This window comes from Paenarthrobacter ureafaciens (assembly GCF_004028095.1).
Taxonomy (GTDB): domain Bacteria; phylum Actinomycetota; class Actinomycetes; order Actinomycetales; family Micrococcaceae; genus Arthrobacter; species Arthrobacter ureafaciens.
This window is the reverse complement of the sequence record NZ_SBHM01000006.1, coordinates 482,865-498,764: the sequence shown is the minus strand read 5'-3', so window position 1 is coordinate 498,764 and position 15,900 is coordinate 482,865. Positions and strand designations below refer to the sequence as shown.

Here is a 15,900-nt window from a genome sequence, read left to right as displayed (position 1 = left end):
GAGTGGAAACAACGCAGCCCACCGCGACTGATCGAACAGAGGTCGCGGCCGGCCAGCGCCTGACGGTCAGGGTGCCCGGTACGAGTGCCAACCTTGGCCCCGGCTACGACAGCCTCGGCCTGGCCTTGTCCATCTACGACACCCTGACCGTGGAAACCCTTTCCTCCGGAGAGCTCGAGTTCGAGCTCTCCGGAGAGGGAGCGGAAACACTTCCCCGGGACTCCTCCCACTTGGTGGTCCGCGCCATCGACCTGGCCCTGGACCGGCTCGGGTTCCAGCGCAACGGGTTGAAGATCATTGCCGAGAACGTCAACCCGCATGGCCGTGGCCTGGGTTCTTCCGCCTCCGCCGTGGTTGCTGCCGTGACCGCTGCCAACGCCATGGTTCCGGACGAGGCCCGCCAGGACCGTGACTGGATCCTGCAGTTGACCAGCGAGATTGAAGGCCACCCTGACAACGTCGCACCCGCAATTTTCGGCGGGTTGGCGCTGTCATGGCAGGACAGCGAGCAGTACAGCAGCACGCGCGCGGACGTCGCGGCATCAGTGGTTCCCGTCGTGGCCGTTCCGGATTTTGAGCTCTCCACCGAAACTGCGCGTGGCCTTCTTCCCGCCTCGGTGGGCCACCATGCCGCAGCCATGAACTCGGGACGGGCAGCGTTGCTGGTCCATGCCCTGACCAGCAAGCCGGAGCTGCTGCTCCCGGGTACTGAGGATTACCTCCACCAGAGCTACCGGGCGGAGGCAATGCGTCCGAGCGCCAACCTGATTTCCTCCTTGCGCTCAGCCGGGTTCGCCGCCGTCGTGTCCGGTGCAGGACCCACTGTCATGGTGCTCGCCAACGGCGAGGCCGAGGCCGCAGCAGTCACCGCCCACATCGACGCCTTTACTTCGGCCAACACACCCGACGTTGCTTGGCGCGTGATGACGCTGGCTGTGGACGTTGAAGGTGCTAGAGTGGAAGTGCACCGGCGGTAAAGCCGCGGGCAGTTCCCTGATTTTGGATCTCGGCAGTATCGCCGTACCCTTTCGTCAACTGCACCAACGTCTGGCGGTGCCGTCTCTTTCCGGCCTGTCTCAGGTGCCGCAGAACTCTCTCTGTTCCCTGATTAAGTCAGCCGGTTGTCCGGGCAACTGGATCCAGTGAAGACGATCAGTATCCGGCCCTGTTGGCCACAATCCATCAGGCACGGCCGAAACCATAGGCTGCAGATCTGAACTGCAGCCCGGAACAAATCATCGCGTCCGGCTCTCGCTCCGGACGCCGTCGAGGGGGAAGGATCCTTCGTGACAGAAACCACTGAGCTGGCTTCAGCTGTGGACACCACATCTTCTGCTGCCGAGTCGTCAACGGCCGCAACCACCAAGAGCAGCGGCCTTGCCGGCTTGAAGCTCGCCCAACTCCAGGCTCTTGCCAGCCAGTTGGGCATTTCCGGGGGATCACGGATGCGCAAGGGTGACCTTGTCAACGCAATTTCCGCCCACCGTGCCGGCACGCCAGCCACCAAGGCGCCTGCCAAGGCACCGTCGAAGGGAAGCGCTGCAGCTGCCCCCAAGGAAGCTCCTGCCGTTGAGCAGCAGCCGGAAAAGTCGGCTCCCGCAGTCGAAACCGCCGGCGAAGCAGCTCCCCAGGAAGCACCGCGACGCGGACGTGGACGCAGCCGCCGGGCAAGCAGCGATGGCGTCGTGGCTGCGGCCGAAGCCGCCGCTGCGGCAACGGCAGAGGCTGGATCGGCTCCCGCCGCTGAAGCCGCACGTACCGAAGAAACGGCCGCTCCTGCGGCCGAAACCGCGGAAGCTCCTGCCGAGCGCCGTCAGCCCCGCACCCGCAATCGCCGTCGTGGTGAAGCCGCCGCTGCAGCCGAGGCGGCAGAGGCACCCGCTGCCGAACCGCGTACGGAGCAGCAGGCCGAGCAGCGGTCCGCTGAACAGCGCACTGAGCGTGAAGGCCGCGAAAGCCGCGCCGACCAGCGTGAAGGCCGTGCCGAGCAGCGCGAACAGGCTGAAGCCGGTGAACAGCCGCAGCGTGAACGCCGCGACAACTCCCGCAACCGCCGTGACGACAACGACGGCGAAGACGGCGGCAACCGCCGTAACCGCCGCAACCGTCGCGACCGCAACGAGCAGAACGACCGCCGAGGCCAGGACAGCCGCGACGGCAACAGCCGCAGCGAACGCTTCCGTGACCGCAATGAGCGCCGCCGCGGACGTTCCCAGGGACCGGACGTAGACGACGTCGAGGTCACTGAAGACGACGTGCTGCTGCCCGTCGCAGGCATCCTGGACGTCCTGGAGAACTACGCGTTCATCCGCACCTCCGGCTACCTTCCGGGAGCCAACGATGTTTACGTATCGCTCGCCCAGGTCAAGAAGTACAACCTGCGTAAGGGCGACGCCGTGGTCGGTGCCATCCGTGCGCCGCGCGAAGGCGAAGACCGCAACCAGCAGTCGTCCCGCCAGAAGTTCAACGCCCTGGTCCGGGTCACGTCGGTAAACGGCAAGACTCCCGAGGAGCTCAAGGACCGCGTTGAATTCGCCAAGCTTGTGCCGCTCTACCCCTCGGAGCGACTCCGCCTCGAAACGGACCCGAAGAAGATCGGCCCCCGTGTCATCGACCTCGTGGCTCCCATCGGCAAGGGCCAGCGTGGCCTCATCGTCTCCCCGCCCAAGGCCGGCAAGACGCTGATCCTGCAGTCCATCGCGAATGCCATCACCACCAACAATCCTGAGGTCCACCTCATGATGGTGCTGGTTGACGAACGCCCTGAAGAAGTCACCGACATGCAGCGCACCGTCAAGGGTGAGGTCATTGCCTCCACCTTCGACCGGCCTGCAGACGACCACACCACGGTCGCCGAACTTTCGATCGAACGTGCCAAGCGCCTCGTTGAAATGGGCATGGATGTTGTTGTCCTCCTCGATTCCATGACCCGACTCGGACGTGCGTACAACCTCGCAGCACCGGCCTCCGGACGCATCCTGTCCGGTGGTGTGGATTCCGCAGCCCTGTACCCGCCCAAGCGCTTCTTCGGCGCCGCCCGCAACATCGAAAACGGCGGTTCGCTGACCATCCTGGCAACGGCCCTCGTGGAAACCGGTTCCAAGATGGACGAGGTCATCTTCGAAGAGTTCAAGGGCACGGGCAACATGGAACTGCGCCTGTCCCGCCAGTTGGCTGACAAGCGCATCTTCCCGGCCGTGGACGTCAACGCCTCCGGTACCCGCCGCGAAGAGAACCTGCTCTCCCCGGAAGAGGTCAAGATCATGTGGAAGCTGCGCAGGGTCCTCTCCGGCCTGGAACAGCAGCAGAGCCTTGAACTGCTGACCAACAAGATCCGGGAAACGCAAAGCAACGTCGAGTTCCTCATGCAGGTCCAGAAGACGACGCTTGGAGCGAAGTCGGACAACGACAAATAGCTGCTCCAATGAGCCGCTGATACTGCTGCCCCCGCCCCTTCGCCGGGCGGCTTGCGATCTTCGATCCCAAGCCGCCCGGCTCCGGCAGGCCCGAAGCCACTCCCGGGGCAGCAGAATCAGCGGCTCGTCTGCGTTCGGCCCACCCTCCATGGGCTGTCAGTGACCACACGATGCAGTTATTAGACTTGTACAAGTCGAAAGAGGTTTGAGAATGTTTGAGTCCGTACAGGGACTTCTGGATGAGCATGCTGCCATCCAGGCCCGGTTGAGCGATCCTGCTGTCTACGCCGATCAGTCGCTGGCCCGTAAGTTGGGGCGGCGGTCTGCCCAGCTTCAGGGCATCGTGGAGGCGTACAACAAGTGGCGCGGACTCAATGATGACCTCGAAGCGGCCAAGGAAATGGCTGCCGAGGACCCCGACTTTGCTGCCGAGGTGGACCAGATCGAGGAGCAGATCCCCGCGGCCCAGGAGCGGCTGCGCCGGTTGCTGATTCCCCGCGATCCTGACGACGCCCGCAACGTCATCCTCGAAGTAAAGGGCGGTGAAGGCGGCGACGAGGCAGCGTTGTTCGCCGGGGACCTCCTGCGCATGTACATGCGTTACGCCGAATCCCGAGGCTGGAAGACTGAAATGATTTCCGCCACGGAATCGGACCTGGGCGGCTACAAGGACGTTTCCGTGGCCATCAAGGGCAACTCCAACGATCCCGCTGAGGGTGTCTTTGCCCGCCTCAAGTTCGAGGGCGGCGTCCACCGCGTGCAGCGTGTTCCGGTCACGGAGTCCCAGGGCCGCATCCACACGTCCGCCGCCGGTGTCCTGGTGCTTCCCGAAGTGGACGAGCCCGAGGAAATCGAGATCAACCAAAACGATCTCAAGATCGACGTTTACCGTTCGTCCGGACCGGGTGGACAGTCGGTCAACACCACCGACTCCGCTGTCCGCATCACCCACTTGCCGACGGGCATCGTTGTGGCCATGCAGAACGAGAAATCGCAGTTGCAGAACCGTGAAGCCGCCATGCGCGTGCTCCGTGCCCGCCTCCTGGCCCACCAGCAGGAGCAAATCGACGCTGCCAACTCCGAACAGCGCAAGTCCCAGATCCGCACCATGGACCGTTCCGAGCGCATCCGTACGTATAACTTCCCGGAAAACCGCATTGCCGACCACCGCACCGGCTACAAGGCATACAACCTTGACGCCGTCATGAACGGTGACTTGGAACCGGTCATCCAATCCGCCATTGAGATGGATGAACAGTCGCGCCTGGATGCCATCGGCGAATAGCAGCCGGACGCAGGTAACCATGTCGTTTCACCCTGGCCAGAGCCTCGCGGACGCGGTTCGCGAGGCCACAGCCGTTCTGGCCGATGCCGGAGTCCCCAGTCCGCGCGTCGACGCGGAATTGCTTGCCGACCATCTGCTCGGTGTCGGTTTGGGGCGGCTCCGGGCCATGCTGTTGGGCACCACCCCGGCGCCCGAGGGCTACGCCTCCCTGGTGGCCGAACGTGCCTCGCGCGTCCCGCTGCAGCACATTACCGGCGTCGCCTATTTCCGGCACCTGGAGCTGCACGTCGGCCCCGGCGTATTTGTTCCCCGGCCAGAGACTGAATCCGTGGTGCAGCTGGTCATCGACCGGATCGCCTCACTTGACCGTCCCAAAGTAGCGGACCTCGGCACCGGCTCAGGTGCCATCGCGGGCTCCATTGCACACGAAGTGCCGGGTTCGGAAGTCCATGCGGTGGAGTTCAGCCACTTGGCTTTTGCCTGGGCCGCAAGGAACCTCGCGCCTTTGGGAGTCATCCTCGTTGAAGGAGACCTGCGGGATGCCTTGGTCGAACATGACGGAACCTTTGACGTCGTCGTCTCCAATCCGCCCTACATACCCGCCGAAGCTATCCCGAATGAACCGGAAGTGGCGTTGCACGATCCCCCTGAGGCCCTGTACGGCGGGGGAGCGGACGGCATGGAACTTCCGACGGCGGCAGCGGCCTCGGCGGCCCGCCTGCTGAAACCAGGGGGGTACTTCGTCATGGAACACGCCGAAGTCCAAGCCGGGTGGATAGCCGGCATGTTGGGGCGTGCCGGCAAGTGGCAGGACATCACCACGCACTTCGACCTCAACGGCAAGGAACGGGCCACGAGCGCGGTGCTGGCGAAGACGGCCACCGAAGAGTGAAAGAATAGCGCTGTGACCACAACCTACAATTGCACTTCCGATGACCAGCGGGCTGAGGGACTTCAGCATGCACAGCGTGCCATCAGCGAGAAGAAGTGCATCGTCCTGCCGACCGACACCGTTTACGGGATCGCAGCGGACGCTTTCTCGCCCCTGGCTGTGACCATGTTGCTTGCTTCCAAGGGCCGCAGCCGCCAGATGCCGCCGCCCGTACTGATACCCAGGATCAACGCCTTGGACGGACTGGCCACCGACGTCCCGGCAGACGCCCGTGCGCTGGCGCAGGCTTTTTGGCCTGGCGGACTGACGCTTATCCTGCACGCACAGCCTTCCCTCGATTGGGACCTCGGGGATACCAAGGGCACGGTAGCCCTCAGGATGCCCGATGATGAGCTCGCCCTGAAGTTGCTTGGGCTGACGGGTCCCTTGGCGGTTTCATCGGCCAACCGCACTGGCCAGGAAGCAGCGCAGACGGCTTCCGAGGCACGAATGCAGCTGGCCGAGTCCGTTGAGGTCTACCTTGAAGGCGGCTTCCGGCCCCTCCAAGGCACAGCCGCAGTTCCGTCCACCATCGTGGACGCAACCCGGACGCCGTTCCGGGTGGTGCGCCAAGGCGCCGTCCCGCTGGAAAGCCTCCGGGAGATTGTGCCTTCCGTGCTGGGCTTCGGCGAAACAGCACCTGAGTCGCCTGCCGAAGCAGAAGCCGGGAGTACGGCGCCGGAGGCGGAGCCTGTAAACGCGGCGCCTGCAGATGCAGAGCCCGTAGAAGCAGCGCCTGTGGACGCAAAGCCCGTAGACGCAGCGCCCGTGGACGCAGCGCGGCCGGACGCTGGATCCGCTGAAGCGGACACCGCGAACGTAGCGCCACCGTCCAATGCAGCCGGCGAAGCCAAGTCCGAATGATCCCGGCCCGTCAGCGCGTCCCCGTCCTCGACGTCGACGCAACACCGCTGCGCGCGGATGACGTCGTCCAAGCACTTGAAGGCCTGATCAGTGACGGCACTACGAGCACGGTGCTCGGCCACAACCTGCACAGCGTCACCCTTTTCCACACGCGCCAGGATTTCCGGACGCTCTATGACGGGAGCGCGGTTGTCCTGCTCGACGGAGCGCCCGTGGCGATGCTCTGGGGAGCGGCGCGCCGGCCGCACTTGAAGTCACGTGGACAGCGGAGCATGGACTATCGGCTGGGTTCCATGGATTGGATTCCGGAGCTCGGCAGGGTCAACAACCTTGAACGCGTCGCCGTGGTTGGAGCAGGACGGGATGCCAATACAAAAGCCGTGGCGCGGATCCGTTCGATCATTCCGACGGCGACTGTCGACGGCATGCCCGGGGAGGACTGGGACCATGCCCTCGAAACTGCCGTGGTGGACTGGCTTGGCGATTTCCGTCCCCAGCTGGTGCTCCTCGGGCTGGGGATGCCCCTGCAGGAAAGCGTCCTCAATCGCAGGCTCCACCAGTTGCCCCCCGCCGTGTACTGCGCGGTGGGCGGGGCGATTGAACAGGTGGCGGGTGTTCAAAAGCTCGCGCCGCGCTGGCTGGGCCGCTTGGGGCTCGAGTGGGCGTGGCGGCTCGTCCTGCATCCCGGACGGGTGGCCTACCGCGTATTTGTCGAACCGTGGAAGTTGGCAGGCATCTTGCTGCGCCGCCGCTTCCAACCGTCCCCGAGCGAAGGGAAGTAATGTCTAATCCCGTTGTGGTGGCCGTCGTGGTCACCTATAACCGGCGAGAGCTCCTTGAGACAACGTTGGCGGGTATCGCTGCCGGCACCCAAGTGCCCGACGTCGTCGTCATTGTGGACAATGCTTCGACGGACGGAACCGCAGAATACCTGCGCGCCTACGGCGGGCCCTTGAAGACGGACCTTGTGACGTTGAACAGCAACGTCGGCGGCGCCGGAGGGTTCGTTGTTGGCATGGAGCGCGCCGTCCTCGACCACGCTGCGGACCACGTCTGGATCATGGATGACGACACTGAGCCGCAGGCCAACGCACTCCGGGAAGCCCTGGATGTCTCCGAAGGCTACGGCGCCGCGACGGGAGTACTCCCTGCCTTCATCGCGAGCCGCGTGGTCTGGACCGACGGTCGCGACCATCCCATGAACCGGATGCGGCCCCGCATCGGTGCCAGTGAAGCCGCGCGCGCCGCAGCATCCCGCGTCGGGGCGACGCAGATCCGCAGTGCGTCGTTTGTCTCCGTCTTGATCCGGGCCGAAGAGATCAGGCGGCACGGGCTGCCCATTGCGGACTACTTCATCTGGAATGACGATCTTGAGTTCACGGCGCGCATCTCACGGCACGGCGTGGCCCTCGCCAGCGGCGCGTCCGTGGCCAACCATCACACCAAGGTGTTCGGGGACGCCGGAGCAGATCCAGGTCCCCGCTTCTACTACGAGGTCCGGAACAAGCTGTGGGTCTATACCCGGTCGAATGCCTTGACTCCGTGGGAGAAGGTCTTGTTCACCGGAGCTTCGCTGCGCAACTGGGCACGCACCATCGCGTCATCGCCCAACCGCAGGATGCTGTTGGGCGGGTTCGCCAAGGGCGTTCGCGACAGCTACAGGCCGCCGCGCTCCAACGCGTCGGTGCTTGCGGGAATCTACCCGCTGCGGGACGTCCAACAGGACCTCCAGCGCGGCCCCCGCTAAGGGAACAGCGCCGCGGGCGATCCCCGAAAAGTCACCAGGTTCCGGCTGCGTCACGCCGACGCCCGGAGCCGTTGGCATTAGTATCGTCTACTAGAGTCCACGTAAAACCAGCAACATTCGGCACAGCCGGTGCAGGCATGGCGACGGAGTAGTTCCATTTATCCAAAGACAGCAATCCCCACACCGAGCTGCCCCGAACCCCACCATTTTCCGGCGTCGATGACGCTGCGTTCCGGAGCCGCATCATGATTATGTACCTGCTGATGGCCCTCACGGCTGCCGTGGTGGCCTACGCGGGCACCTGGGGTGCGCGGGTCCTGGGCAATAAGCTTCGCCTGTACCAGCCCATCCGCAGCAGGGACATGCACTCGGCGCTGATCTCCAAGCTGGGGGGCCTGGGGATTTTTGCGGGGTTCTTCGCTGCCCTGGTGGTGGCCGGTAACTCCTTCTTCGTCAAGGACATTTTCCGGCAGAACGATGCCCCGTGGGGGATCCTGGCCGGCGCGGTGGTCATCGTGGCGGTCGGAGTTGCCGATGACATCCTGGACATCCGCTGGTGGATCAAGCTGCTGGGCCAGGCCGCGGCCGCTTTGATCGTGGCCATCTGGGGCGTCCGCATGTCCGTGGTTCCCTTCATTCCGGAACCGGTCTTCATCCAGTCCGAACTCGTCCAGATCGCCCTGACGGCCGGACTGATCGTCACCACCATGAACGCGGTGAATTTCATCGACGGACTGGACGGCCTTGCCGCCGGAGTAGCGACGATCGGCGGGGGCGCCTTCTTCCTCACCGCGTACTGGGTCCACCGGAACAACCCCTCCACCGACAACTCCGATCTGGCAACGCTCCTGATGGCCATCCTGGTGGGCAGCTGCATCGGCTTCCTCCCGCATAACTGGTTCCCGGCGAAGATCTTCATGGGCGACTCCGGGGCGATGCTGATCGGGCTCCTGATGGCCTCTGCCGGCGTCGTGGCCACCGGACAGATCGAGTCCGGCCTCTATGACCGGGCCAACGGTATTCCGACCATCATTCCGATCCTGTTGCCGTTCGCCGTGCTGTCATTGCCGCTGCTTGATTTCGGCATGGCCGTGGTGCGCAGGACGGCCCGCGGCCAATCGCCGTGGTCTGCAGACCGCGGGCACCTCCACCACAAGCTGGTGGACCTCGGCTACTCGCACCGCACCGCCGTCGTGATGCTTTACGTCTGGACCTGCATTCTTGCTTTCGGCGGCGTGGCATTCGCCGTCTTTCCCTGGCAGATCGTCCTGATCGTGGACATCGTTGCGGCCCTGGTCATGGCGGCCATTACCGCGTGGCCCTACTTTACCCGTCATACGGCCCGGCCGGGGGAGTAGTCCATGACGTCCGGTTAGGGCCGAAGTTCTATCTCATGTAGAATTCTTGGTGCGGACAGTCACTCGCCCGTATCCCCGCTTTGAGAATCTGGCTCCCTGCCACAAGGATTGGTTTCCCCATGACATCCAACGCCCGATCCGGACATGCCTCCGGCCGCCGCGGCGATGGAATTTTTGGTGGGATCTCCTCTCTTTGGCTTCGGTTGCTGGTGCTGAGCTCCCTGGCTTCCGGCATCGCTGCCGCCGTGACGTTGGTTGTGGCAGCAATGATCGACGGCGGGCAAGGCGCGCTTTCGACGGCGGCCGGTGCCTTGCTGGTGATGCTCTTCTTCGCCATCAGCCTCCTGATAGGGCACTTCGTCGGCCGCGCAAATCCTTCCGGCGCCATTGGCCTTTTTGTTGCGACGTATTTCGTCAAGGTCGTGGGCTTCGCCGTGGTGCTTTTTGCCCTCGGCAGGCCTGACTGGATCATCGGCCGCTGGTTCCTCATCGGGGCCGTCGTGGGCGTAGTGGCATGGCAGGCTGCAGAACTCTACGGATTCAGCAAGGCACGCCTGCAGATTTTCAACGACCCCACAGAACCGAAGGGCGGCCCGGATGCCACTGCGTAAGCGCAAGCCCTCTCCGGACAACACCTCATCCGTTTCCCATGACGCCGGTGACCCGGCGGAAGCCTCGAACGACGGCGGATACAACGCCGGCATCGCGGTCTTCAGCTACATCATTGGCGGGATCATTGTCTGGAGTTTGATAGGCTGGGGACTGGATAATCTGTGGGGGACCCGCTGGATTGTGCTCCTTGGCGCTCTGCTTGGAGCCGCAGGAGGGTTCTATCTTTCCCATATGCACGGCCTCACCAAGCAACGCACTTCTGCTGGCGAGAGTAGCGCAGACCGCGGTCCGTCCAAGGACGGGAACAGTAATGCCAAATAATTTCACATGGAATGGGGATGCATTGAGTGTGTCCGCTTTCCGCCCAATGCCCAATGATGGACACAGCAGAGAGGAAACGCGTTGATCGCGCTTGCGCTCCCAGCCCAGGATTCGGGGTCCTTCACCCCACCCGGAATCGAAGAAATGCACCTGCCGGCAATCCTGCCTTGGGGTGCTGCGGACGGCTTCTCCAAGCAAATGCTGCTGGTGATCCTGTCGGTCGTCATTATCGCCGCCTTCTTTGTGGCCGCCGCGCGGAAGCAGCAGCTGGTCCCCGGCAAGCTGCAGTTCGCAGGCGAGATGGCCTACGGCTTCGTCCGTAACAGCATCGCCAAGGACATCATCGGCGGCAAAGACTTCATCAAGTACGTGCCCCTGCTGTTCAGCTTGTTCTTCTTCATCCTGGTGAACAACATCTACGGCGCCATTCCCGTCATCCAGCTCCCGAGCTTCTCCCACGTCGGCGGCGCCTACGTCCTCGCGGGCATCGTGTACTTCACCTGGATCATCATCGGCATCAAGAAGAACGGCCTGAAGTACTTCAAGCTTGCGACCGTTCCTTCGGGCGTGCCGTGGTACATCCTCCCGATCGTCGTACCGATCGAAATCATCTCCAACTTCCTGGTCCGCCCGGTAACGCACAGCCTCCGTCTGTTTGCCACCATGCTGGCCGGCCACCTCATCGTCATGCTCGCCGGCTCCGGCATCGAGTTCCTCGTCATGCAGGAGAACATCCTGCTCAAGGGAACCTCGGTCCTGGTGCTCGTCGGCGCGATCGCCATGTACATGCTCGAAGCACTGATCATGGCGCTGCAGGCTTACGTGTTCACCCTGCTGACCGCGATCTACATCGAAGGCGCCCTGCACGCCGACAGCCACTAAGGCACACAGTCTTCCCCTGATGGGGATTGAAGTAAACCAAACAACCTGCCACACGGGTGGCATCTTGAAAGGAAAAAAATGGAAGGCAATCTCAACCTCGTAGGTTACGGTCTGTCCGCAATCGGCGGTGGTATCGGTGTGGGTCTCGTGTTCGCGGCTTACATCAACGGTGTTGCTCGTCAGCCGGAAGCTCAGCGCGTGCTGCAGCCGATCGCATTCCTTGGTCTGGCACTGACCGAAGCTCTTGCCATCCTCGGCCTCGTCTTCGCTTTCGTTCTCTAGTTTCAACTTCAGAACAGCGAATTCCGCAACCGAGTAGATAGGACGGGTGAAATATGAATCAGCTGATCATCTCAGCCGCCACTGAAGGCGAAGAGGCAAACCCGCTCGTTCCCAACGTCTGGGAAATGGGCGTTGTCCTCGTCGGCTTCGCAGTCCTTCTGTTCATCGTGGTCAAGTTCATTGTCCCGATGTTCGAGAAGACGTTCGCTGAGCGCGCCGAAGCGATCGAAGGTGGCATCGCAAAGGCGGAGCAGGCCCAGGCCGAGGCTTCCGCAGCTCTTGAGGAGTACAAGCAGCAGCTCACCGATGCCCGTGCCGAGGCCAACCGCATCCGCGAGGAAGCACGCGCCGAAGGTGCCCAGATCCTGGCGGACCTGAAGGCAAAGGCAGCTGCCGAGTCTGCACGCATTACCGAGCAGGCACACGCAGCCATCGAGTCGGAGCGCGCAGCTGCTGTTGTGTCCCTCCGCTCCGAGGTCGGCACATTGGCTACCACGCTGGCAGGTCGCATTGTTGGTGAAGCACTGACGGATGACGAGCGTGCCGCGCGCGTTGTTGACCGCTTCCTGGCTGATCTGGAGACCCAGAACGCAGGTGCAGCTAGCTAATGGCAGGTATATCGAGCGAATCGCTGACCACGGCGCTGGCGGACTTGGAAGCCAAGCTTCCTCTGGCCTCGCTGCAGTTGGCTAAGGACCTCTTCGGAATCCTGGGAACGGTGGACAGCTCGGCTGGCTTGCGCCGCGCCCTGACTGATCCGTCCCGCAGCGGAGACGAGAAGTCGGCGCTGGTCAAGCAGCTGGTTGGCGGAAAAGTCTCCGCTGATGCTGCTGAGATCGCAGGCGGACTGGCCAGCTCACGCTGGGCATCTGCTCGTGATATCGGCGATGCACTCGAGACGCTTGCCGCCACGGTCGTCATTGCCGTAGCTGAAAAGAAGTCGGCCGTTTCTGCCTCCGGAATCACGGGGCTGGAAGAGCTGGAAAACGATCTGTTTGCCTTCAACCAGGTTGTCGCTTCCAGCCACGAAGTACAACGTGCCTTGTCTGAGCCGCAGGCAACGGACGCAGCCAAGCTCGCACTTGTCGGGAAGCTGCTTCCAGGCATCAGCGAGGAGGCCAAGGTCCTCATCGGCCAGGCCGTTACGGCGCCGCGCGGTGTTAAGCCGAGCAAGCTCGTCGAATCCTTCGCGAAGCTTGCAGCCAAGCGTCAGCAGCGCTGGATTGCAACCGTCAGCGTTACCCGTCCGTTGACGGAAACGCAGGCCAGCCGACTGCAGGCCGGGCTGAACGCGCTGTACGGCCGCGAACTGAAGGTCAACGTCAACGTTGAACCATCGCTGATCGGCGGAATCCGGGTACAGGTGGGAGACGAAGTGCTGGACGCTTCCGTTATCGCCCGCCTGACCGAACTCCGCCGCCAGCTCGCCGGCTAACCAGGCAAAGCACAACTAACTGATATAAAACCCGGTCATCGTGAGCAACGATGATCACGAAAACAGGAGAGCAGGGACTGCAGATGGCCGAATTGACCATCAACGCCGACGACGTCCGTAATGCGTTGAACGAGTTCGCGGCGTCCTACGAACCCGGTAACGCAGAGCGCGTAGAGGTTGGTCGCGTGACCACCGCCAGTGACGGCATCGCCCGTGTTGAGGGTCTTCCCTCGGTCATGGCGAACGAGCTGCTTCGCTTCGAAGACGGCACCCTGGGCCTCGCCCAGAACCTCGACGTCCGCGAAATCGGTGTGATCGTACTCGGTGACTTCACCGGAATTGAAGAAGGCCAGGAAGTTCACCGCACCGGTGAGATCCTGTCCGTGCCCGTTGGCGACGCCTTCCTGGGCCGTGTGGTTGACCCCCTGGGCCAGCCCATTGACGACCTCGGCGAGATCAAGGCCGAAGCCACCCGCGCCCTGGAGCTCCAGGCTCCGGGCGTAACCGAGCGCAAGTCGGTTCACGAACCGATGCAGACCGGCCTCAAGGCTATCGACGCCATGATCCCGATCGGCCGTGGCCAGCGTCAGCTGATCATTGGTGACCGCCAGACCGGCAAGACCGCAATCGCCGTTGACACCATCATCAACCAGAAGGCCAACTGGGCTTCCGGCGATGTCAACAAGCAGGTTCGCTGCGTTTACGTCGGTGTCGGCCAGAAGGCTTCCACCATCGCTGCCGTCCGTCAGACGCTCGAAGACCACGGTGCACTGGAGTACACCACCATCGTGGCTTCCCCGGCATCTGACCCGGCCGGCTTCAAGTACCTGGCACCGTACGCAGGTTCGGCCATTGGCCAGCACTGGATGTACGGCGGCAAGCACGTCCTGGTGATCTTCGATGACCTGTCCAAGCAGGCCGAAGCTTACCGCGCCGTGTCCCTCTTGCTGCGCCGTCCGCCGGGACGTGAAGCATACCCGGGTGACGTCTTCTACTTGCACTCCCGTCTGCTGGAGCGTTGTGCAAAGCTCTCCGACGAGTTGGGCGCAGGCTCCATGACCGGTCTTCCGATCGTCGAGACCAAGGCGAATGACGTTTCCGCCTACATCCCGACCAACGTGATCTCCATCACCGATGGCCAGATCTTCCTCCAGTCGGACCTCTTCAACGCCAACCAGCGTCCCGCTGTTGACGTTGGTGTGTCCGTCTCCCGCGTGGGTGGTTCGGCACAGGTCAAGTCCATGAAGAAGGTCTCCGGTACCTTGAAGCTGGACCTGGCGCAGTACCGCGACATGCAGGCATTCGCCATGTTCGCCTCGGACCTTGACGCTGCTTCCCGTCAGCAGCTGACCCGTGGCGCACGTCTGATGGAGCTCCTCAAGCAGGGCCAGTACTCGCCGTTCCCGGTCGAGGACCAAGTTGTCTCCATCTGGGCCGGTACCAACGGTTACCTGGACGACGTTCCGGTTGAGGACATCAGCCGCTTCGAAGCCGAGTTCCTGGAGCACCTGAGGCACCAGTCCTCCATCCTGACCACGCTGGCCCAGACCAACGTCCTGGATGACGACACCACCGCAGCGCTGAAGGAAGCCATCGTTTCCTTCAAGAAGGGCTTCTTCGGTGAAGGCGACAACCGTCTGGTTGGTGCCGGCCACGAAGAGTACGAAGCGATCTCGGGCGGCGACGTCGACCAGGAAAAGATCGTCAAGCAGAAGCGCTAGTTTCGATGACCTGCTCTGCCGGGGTCCGCAAGGGTCCCGGCAGGGCAGTACGTCGGGAACTTAGGAAAGGATAAGTATGGGAGCCCAGATCCGGGTCTACCGTCAGAAGATCAGCTCGACGACGTCGATGCGCAAGATCTTCAAGGCGATGGAACTGATCGCTACCTCGCGCATTGGCAAGGCCCGTGCCCGCGTAGCAGCTTCACTGCCGTACGCGAACGCCATCACCCGCGCCGTTTCTGCTGTCGCGACTCAGAGCGAAATCGACCACCCGCTGACCACCGAGCCGGAGCAGATCCGTCGGGCCGCAGTCCTGGTTATCACCTCGGACCGTGGCCTTGCAGGATCCTACTCCGCCAGCGTGCTCAAGCAGGCCGAAGGCCTCACCGAGCTGCTTCGCGAAGAAGGCAAGGAAATCAAGTCTTACCTGGTCGGCCGCAAGGCGCAGGCTTACTTCGAATTCCGCAACCGTGAATACGCCCGCGTTTGGACCGGCGGCACGGATGCGCCGGAATTCGGGACCGCCCGTGAAATCGGTGCTGCCCTCCTCGAAGACTTCGCCACCGCGTATGAAGAGGGAGGCGTGGACGAGATCCACGTCGTCTACACCCGCTTCAAGTCCATGGTGACGCAGGAGCCGACGGTCATCCGTCTGCTCCCGCTCGAGGTCGTGGAAGAGGAAGCAGCCTCGGAGTCCGAGCTGCTGCCGCTGTACGAATTTGAACCGGAAACCGAGCAGGTCCTTGATGCCCTGCTTCCGCGTTACATCGAATCCCGCATCTTCGCAGCCATGCTGCAGGCCGCAGCTTCCGAGCTCGCAGCCCGCCAGCGCGCCATGAAGTCGGCCGGTGACAACGCAACGGAACTGATCAAGAAGTACACGCGCCTTCGCAACACGGCCCGTCAGGCCGAAATCACGCAGGAGCTTTCCGAGATCGTGGCCGGCGCAGACGCCCTCGCGTCCTAGCCGGTAGGGATGCGGCCCGAAGCCGCACCTGCACCAAACAGATAAACTTAACCCACGCCATCTACTGAGTGAAGTGAGA

The 15,900-nt window shown here is 63.1% G+C and carries 16 protein-coding genes; all 16 read left to right on the top strand.

Annotation, left to right across the window (positions count from 1 at the left end; genetic code table 11):
* The first annotated feature begins 2 nt into the window (after window positions 1-2).
* The 16 genes from thrB to AUR_RS03340 all read left to right on the top strand — a co-directional run bounded on the left by thrB (window position 3) and on the right by AUR_RS03340 (window position 15,821).
* Entirely contained in the window at window positions 3-977 is a 975-nt protein-coding gene (thrB, locus tag AUR_RS03415) for a homoserine kinase (protein ID WP_021471008.1), read from the top strand.
* Between the two features lie 309 nt (window positions 978-1,286).
* The gene (rho, locus tag AUR_RS03410; RefSeq protein ID WP_062097176.1) at window positions 1,287-3,416 is read left to right on the top strand and encodes a transcription termination factor Rho; all 2,130 of its coding nucleotides are present in this window, start codon (window positions 1,287-1,289) and stop codon (window positions 3,414-3,416) included.
* A 211-nt stretch (window positions 3,417-3,627) separates the two neighbouring features.
* Window positions 3,628-4,701 carry a peptide chain release factor 1 gene (gene prfA, locus AUR_RS03405; RefSeq protein ID WP_021471006.1) on the top strand — a complete coding sequence of 358 codons (1,074 nt, stop codon included), beginning with the start codon at window positions 3,628-3,630 and terminating at the stop codon, window positions 4,699-4,701.
* Window positions 4,702-4,720: 19 nt separating this feature from the next.
* Window positions 4,721-5,593, top strand: coding sequence for a peptide chain release factor N(5)-glutamine methyltransferase (prmC, locus tag AUR_RS03400; RefSeq protein ID WP_062097174.1), 873 nt, complete (start codon window positions 4,721-4,723; stop codon window positions 5,591-5,593).
* A gap of 12 nt (window positions 5,594-5,605) precedes the next feature.
* Window positions 5,606-6,496, top strand: a complete 891-nt coding sequence (locus tag AUR_RS03395; RefSeq protein ID WP_082694395.1) for an L-threonylcarbamoyladenylate synthase — start codon at window positions 5,606-5,608, stop codon at window positions 6,494-6,496.
* Complete coding sequence (locus AUR_RS03390) at window positions 6,493-7,278, top strand: WecB/TagA/CpsF family glycosyltransferase (RefSeq protein WP_062097172.1); 786 nt, start codon at window positions 6,493-6,495, stop codon at window positions 7,276-7,278. Before AUR_RS03395 ends, AUR_RS03390 begins: the two co-directional genes overlap by 4 nt.
* A complete protein-coding gene (locus AUR_RS03385; protein WP_062097170.1) occupies window positions 7,278-8,243 on the top strand; it encodes a glycosyltransferase in 966 nt (321 codons plus the stop codon). Before AUR_RS03390 ends, AUR_RS03385 begins: the two co-directional genes overlap by 1 nt.
* Window positions 8,244-8,488: 245 nt before the next feature.
* Entirely contained in the window at window positions 8,489-9,601 is a 1,113-nt protein-coding gene (locus tag AUR_RS03380) for an MraY family glycosyltransferase (protein ID WP_062097168.1), read from the top strand.
* A gap of 119 nt (window positions 9,602-9,720) precedes the next feature.
* Window positions 9,721-10,212 (top strand): Cg1360 family ATP-synthase-associated protein, encoded by a 492-nt coding sequence (locus AUR_RS03375; protein WP_062097166.1) that lies wholly within the window; start codon window positions 9,721-9,723, stop codon window positions 10,210-10,212.
* Window positions 10,199-10,534, top strand: coding sequence for a hypothetical protein (locus tag AUR_RS03370; RefSeq protein ID WP_021470999.1), 336 nt, complete (start codon window positions 10,199-10,201; stop codon window positions 10,532-10,534). Before AUR_RS03375 ends, AUR_RS03370 begins: the two co-directional genes overlap by 14 nt.
* An 81-nt stretch (window positions 10,535-10,615) precedes the next feature.
* Window positions 10,616-11,416, top strand: coding sequence for a F0F1 ATP synthase subunit A (atpB, locus tag AUR_RS03365; protein WP_021470998.1), 801 nt, complete (start codon window positions 10,616-10,618; stop codon window positions 11,414-11,416).
* A gap of 78 nt (window positions 11,417-11,494) precedes the next feature.
* Window positions 11,495-11,698 carry an ATP synthase F0 subunit C gene (atpE, locus tag AUR_RS03360; protein ID WP_009356484.1) on the top strand — a complete coding sequence of 68 codons (204 nt, stop codon included), beginning with the start codon at window positions 11,495-11,497 and terminating at the stop codon, window positions 11,696-11,698.
* 53 nt (window positions 11,699-11,751) lie between these two features.
* Entirely contained in the window at window positions 11,752-12,306 is a 555-nt protein-coding gene (locus AUR_RS03355) for a F0F1 ATP synthase subunit B (protein ID WP_021470997.1), read from the top strand.
* Window positions 12,306-13,133 carry a F0F1 ATP synthase subunit delta gene (locus tag AUR_RS03350; protein ID WP_021470996.1) on the top strand — a complete coding sequence of 276 codons (828 nt, stop codon included), beginning with the start codon at window positions 12,306-12,308 and terminating at the stop codon, window positions 13,131-13,133. Before AUR_RS03355 ends, AUR_RS03350 begins: the two co-directional genes overlap by 1 nt.
* Window positions 13,134-13,216: 83 nt before the next feature.
* The gene (gene atpA / locus AUR_RS03345; RefSeq protein WP_021470995.1) at window positions 13,217-14,854 is read left to right on the top strand and encodes a F0F1 ATP synthase subunit alpha; all 1,638 of its coding nucleotides are present in this window, start codon (window positions 13,217-13,219) and stop codon (window positions 14,852-14,854) included.
* A 76-nt stretch (window positions 14,855-14,930) separates the two neighbouring features.
* Entirely contained in the window at window positions 14,931-15,821 is an 891-nt protein-coding gene (locus tag AUR_RS03340; protein WP_021470994.1) for a F0F1 ATP synthase subunit gamma, read from the top strand.
* The last annotated feature ends 79 nt before the right edge of the window (window positions 15,822-15,900 follow it).

Excerpts from the sequence above, each read along its gene's own strand:
- atpE (WP_009356484.1), top strand. The coding sequence starts at position 11,495 with ATGGAAGGCAATCTCAACCTCGTAGGTTACGGTCTGTCCGCAATCGGC.
- AUR_RS03350 (WP_021470996.1), top strand. The coding sequence starts at position 12,306 with ATGGCAGGTATATCGAGCGAATCGCTGACCACGGCGCTGGCGGACTTG.
- AUR_RS03370 (WP_021470999.1), top strand. The coding sequence starts at position 10,199 with ATGCCACTGCGTAAGCGCAAGCCCTCTCCGGACAACACCTCATCCGTT.
- AUR_RS03385 (WP_062097170.1), top strand. The coding sequence starts at position 7,278 with ATGTCTAATCCCGTTGTGGTGGCCGTCGTGGTCACCTATAACCGGCGA.
- AUR_RS03375 (WP_062097166.1), top strand. The coding sequence starts at position 9,721 with ATGACATCCAACGCCCGATCCGGACATGCCTCCGGCCGCCGCGGCGAT.
- AUR_RS03390 (WP_062097172.1), top strand. The coding sequence starts at position 6,493 with ATGATCCCGGCCCGTCAGCGCGTCCCCGTCCTCGACGTCGACGCAACA.
- prmC (WP_062097174.1), top strand. The coding sequence starts at position 4,721 with ATGTCGTTTCACCCTGGCCAGAGCCTCGCGGACGCGGTTCGCGAGGCC.
- AUR_RS03340 (WP_021470994.1), top strand. The coding sequence starts at position 14,931 with ATGGGAGCCCAGATCCGGGTCTACCGTCAGAAGATCAGCTCGACGACG.
- atpA (WP_021470995.1), top strand. The coding sequence starts at position 13,217 with ATGGCCGAATTGACCATCAACGCCGACGACGTCCGTAATGCGTTGAAC.
- AUR_RS03380 (WP_062097168.1), top strand. The coding sequence starts at position 8,489 with ATGATTATGTACCTGCTGATGGCCCTCACGGCTGCCGTGGTGGCCTAC.
- prfA (WP_021471006.1), top strand. The coding sequence starts at position 3,628 with ATGTTTGAGTCCGTACAGGGACTTCTGGATGAGCATGCTGCCATCCAG.
- AUR_RS03355 (WP_021470997.1), top strand. The coding sequence starts at position 11,752 with ATGAATCAGCTGATCATCTCAGCCGCCACTGAAGGCGAAGAGGCAAAC.